Here is a 3,587-nt window from a genome sequence, read left to right on the forward strand (position 1 = left end):
GACGAGATCGGCATGGGCGACAACATCTGGCTCGGCGACCGCGACGCCGTCCGCACACCCATGCAGTGGACCCCCGACCGCAACGCCGGCTTCTCCACGGCGGATCCCGGCCGTCTGTGTCTGCCGACCATCATGGACCCCGTGTACGGCCACCAGGTCACCAACGTCGAGGCGTCGATGGCGTCGCCCTCCTCGCTGCTGCACTGGACCCGCCGCATGATCGAGATCCGCAAGCAGAACCCCGCGTTCGGGCTCGGTACCTTCACGGAACTGCAGTCCTCCAACCCGGCGGTGATCGCGTTCCTGCGGGAGTACGAGGACGACCTCGTGCTGTGCGTGCACAACTTCGCCCGGTTCGCACAGCCCACGGAACTCGATCTGCGGGAGTTCGAAGGGCGCCACCCGGTCGAGCTGTTCGGCGGGGTCCGTTTCCCGGCCATCGGTGAACTGCCGTATCTGCTGACCCTCGGCGGCCACGGCTTCTACTGGTTCCGGCTCTCCCCGGACGCATCCCCCATCGGTCGACGACTCTGAGCGTGTGCCGAGACTCCGAACATGTGCCGACGAAAGGACGCGTCACCATGCCGAACACCGCCTTCCTCCGCCCCAGACGTCCGCTCGTCACCGACCCGATGGAGTCACTCGGCGGCCTGTTGCGCGACTGGCTGCCCCGCCAGCGCTGGTTCGCGGGCAAGGACCGGCCCGTCACCGACCTGACCCTGCTGTCGATGACCGAGCTGTTCCCGGGCTGTCTGCACCTGCTGGTGCAGACCGGCCACGCCCCCGTGCCGGCGCCCGGCGGTGGCGCGTCGGCCGGTGACTGCTACCAGTTGCTGCTCGGCGTGCGGCAGCATCTGTCGCCGCGGCTCGGCCGGGCGCTCATCGGCCGTGCGGAGCGGGGCCCGTTCGCCGGGATGACGGTGTACGACGCGCTGCACGACCCCCGGTCGGCGCAGCTCCTCCTGGAGCGGTTGCGGCACCCGGGCTCGGCCGGTCCGTTGCGCTTCGAGTGCGATCCGTCCGCGGCGGTACCCGCCGGGCTGCCACCGCGCCTGCTGGACGCCGAACAGTCCAACTCCTCGCTGGTGTACGGCGACGCGTACATCCTGAAGCTGTTCCGGCGTATCCAGCCCGGGGTCAACCCGGACCTGGAGGTGCCCGGCGCGCTGGCCGGGCAGGGCTGCCGGCGGGTGCCCGCGCCCGTGGCCTGGTTCCGCACGACGCAGCCGCAGGAGGCGACGCTGGGGGTGCTCCAGCCGTATCTCCGCGACGCCTCGGACGGCTGGACGCTGGCGCTGGGCGCGCTCGCCACCGGCGCCGACTTCACCACGCAGGCCTGCGAGTTGGGGCAGGCCACGGCCGAGGTGCATCTCGCGCTGGCCGCGGCCCTCCCCGCCGGCACCCAGGGCGAGAACGGCCGTACGGCGGCGGCGATGACCGAGCGGCTGGACTCCGCAGCACACTGCGTGCCGGCGCTCAAGCCCTTCGTGCCGGGTCTGCGGGCCGCTTTCGGCGCGCTCGCCACCTGCGACACCGGACCGCGGGCCCAGCGCATCCACGGCGACCTGCATCTGGGCCAGGTGCTGCGGGCGGGCCGGGAGTGGTTCGTCATCGACTTCGAGGGCGAGCCGTCCCGGCCGCTCGCCGAGCGGCGCAGTGCCCACTCGCCGGTGCGGGACATCGCCGGCATGCTGCGTTCCTTCGACTACGCGGCCCGGCAGCGCCGTCCATGGCGTCCGGAATGGGCGCTCCGCTGCCGGGAGGCGTTCTGCGCGGGGTATGCCGCCCGCGCCGGCTGGGATCCACGCAAGAAGCACGGTCTGCTGCGCGCCTACGAGACCGACCGTGCCGTGTACGAAGTGCTGTACGAGGCCAGACACCGTCCGGACTGGCTCCCGGTACCCATGGCGGCGATCGAACGTCTCGCCGTGAGAGGAGACTGACCGTGGCCCTGCGCGACGACCCTTCGCTGCCCGAGCCCTCCGGACCTGCTCGGTGCGGTACGGCCCCGCCCCTCGATCCCGCCGAGCGCGACCGCCTGTTGTCGGGCGCCCACCACGACCCGCACGCGCTGCTGGGCGCCCACCGGGTGCCGGGCGGGATCGTGTTCCGGGCGCTGCGCCCGTTCGCCCGTGCGGTGGGTGTCGTGGTCGACGGCGAGCCCAGCGAACTGGTCTCGGAGGGCGACGGTCTCTTCTCCGGTGTGCTTCCGCTCGACGCGATCCCCGCGTACACGCTGCTGGTGGTGTACGCGGAAGGGACACAGGAGGTGGACGACCCGTACCGCTTCCTGCCCGCGCTCGGCGAGACCGACCTGCATCTCATCGGCGAGGGCCGGCACGAGCAGCTGTGGACGGCGCTCGGTGCCGAGCCGATGACCCACGAGGGCGTGACCGGCACCCGCTTCACGGTGTGGGCGCCGAACGCCCAAGGGGTGCGGGTCGCAGGGGAGTTCACCTTCTGGGACGGGCGGGCCTTTCCCATGCGGTCGCTGGGTTCGTCCGGGGTGTGGGAGCTGTTCCTGCCGGGCGTCGGCGAGGGCGCGCGCTACAAGTTCGAGATCACCTCCCGGCACGGCGGCCGGTTCCTCAAGGCCGACCCGATGGCCCGGCGCACCGAGGTCCCGCCGAACACGGCGTCCGTCGTCACCTCCTCCCACTACGAGTGGAGCGATGCGGAGTGGATGGCCGGGCGCGGCGATGTGCCGGTGCACGAGGCGCCGTTCTCGGTGTACGAGGTCCATCTGCCGTCCTGGCGAAAGGGACTGACGTACCGTCAACTTGCTGAGGAGCTGCCCGCGTACGTCAGGGATCTGGGCTTCACCCATGTCGAGCTGATGCCGGTGACCGAGCATCCCTTCGGCCCTTCCTGGGGCTACCAGGTCACCGGTTTCTACGCGCCCACCGCCCGGCTCGGCACCCCCGACGACTTCAGGTACCTGGTCGACGCCCTGCACCGCGCCGGGATCGGCGTGATCATGGACTGGGTGCCGGCCCACTTCCCGAAGGACGACTGGGCGCTGGCCCGCTTCGACGGGGAGCCCCTCTACGAGCCGGGGGACGACCGGCGGGCCGAGCATCCGGACTGGGGGACGTACGAGTTCGACCTCGGGCGGGTCGAGGTGCGCAACTTCCTGGTCGCCAACGCGGTGTACTGGTGCGAGGAGTTCCACATCGACGGGCTCCGCGTGGACGCCGTCGCCTCGATGCTCTACCTCGACTACTCGCGCGACTCGGGACAGTGGACGCCGAACGTGTTCGGGGGCCGCGAGGACCTCGACGCGGTGGCTTTCCTGAAGGAGATGAACGCGACGGTCTACCGGCGGGTGCCGGGCGTGGTGACGATCGCCGAGGAGTCGACGGCCTGGGACGGCGTGACCCGCCCGACCGACACGGGCGGCCTCGGCTTCGGCCTGAAGTGGAACATGGGCTGGATGCACGACTCGCTGGACTACGTGAGCCACGAGCCGGTCCACCGCAAGTACCACCACGGCGAGATGACCTTCTCGATGGTCTACGCGTACAGCGAGAACTACGTCCTGCCGATCTCCCACGACGAGGTCGTCCACGGCAAACGGTCCCTGGTGT

3 protein-coding genes are annotated in these 3,587 nt (G+C 71.0%); all 3 read left to right on the forward strand.

Going from position 1 to position 3,587, the window contains the following annotated elements:
* The coding region (locus tag ACZ5VD_RS43865; RefSeq protein ID WP_468555349.1) for an alpha-glucosidase C-terminal domain-containing protein at positions 1-534 on the forward strand (534 nt) is incomplete at its 5' end.
* 47 nt (positions 535-581) lie between these two features.
* A complete protein-coding gene (locus ACZ5VD_RS43870) occupies positions 582-1,943 on the forward strand; it encodes a maltokinase N-terminal cap-like domain-containing protein (protein ID WP_468686082.1) in 1,362 nt (453 codons plus the stop codon).
* Positions 1,944-1,945: 2 nt separating this feature from the next.
* Positions 1,946-3,587: 1,4-alpha-glucan branching enzyme (glgB, locus tag ACZ5VD_RS43875; RefSeq protein WP_468686084.1), on the forward strand; the 1,642-nt coding region annotated here is incomplete at its 3' end.

Source organism: Streptomyces sp. NPDC032822 (genome assembly GCF_055578825.1).

What these genes read in the sequence shown, in the direction of transcription:
- ACZ5VD_RS43870 (WP_468686082.1), top strand. Translation starts at nt 582, where the DNA reads ATGCCGAACACCGCCTTCCTCCGCCCCAGACGTCCGCTCGTCACCGAC.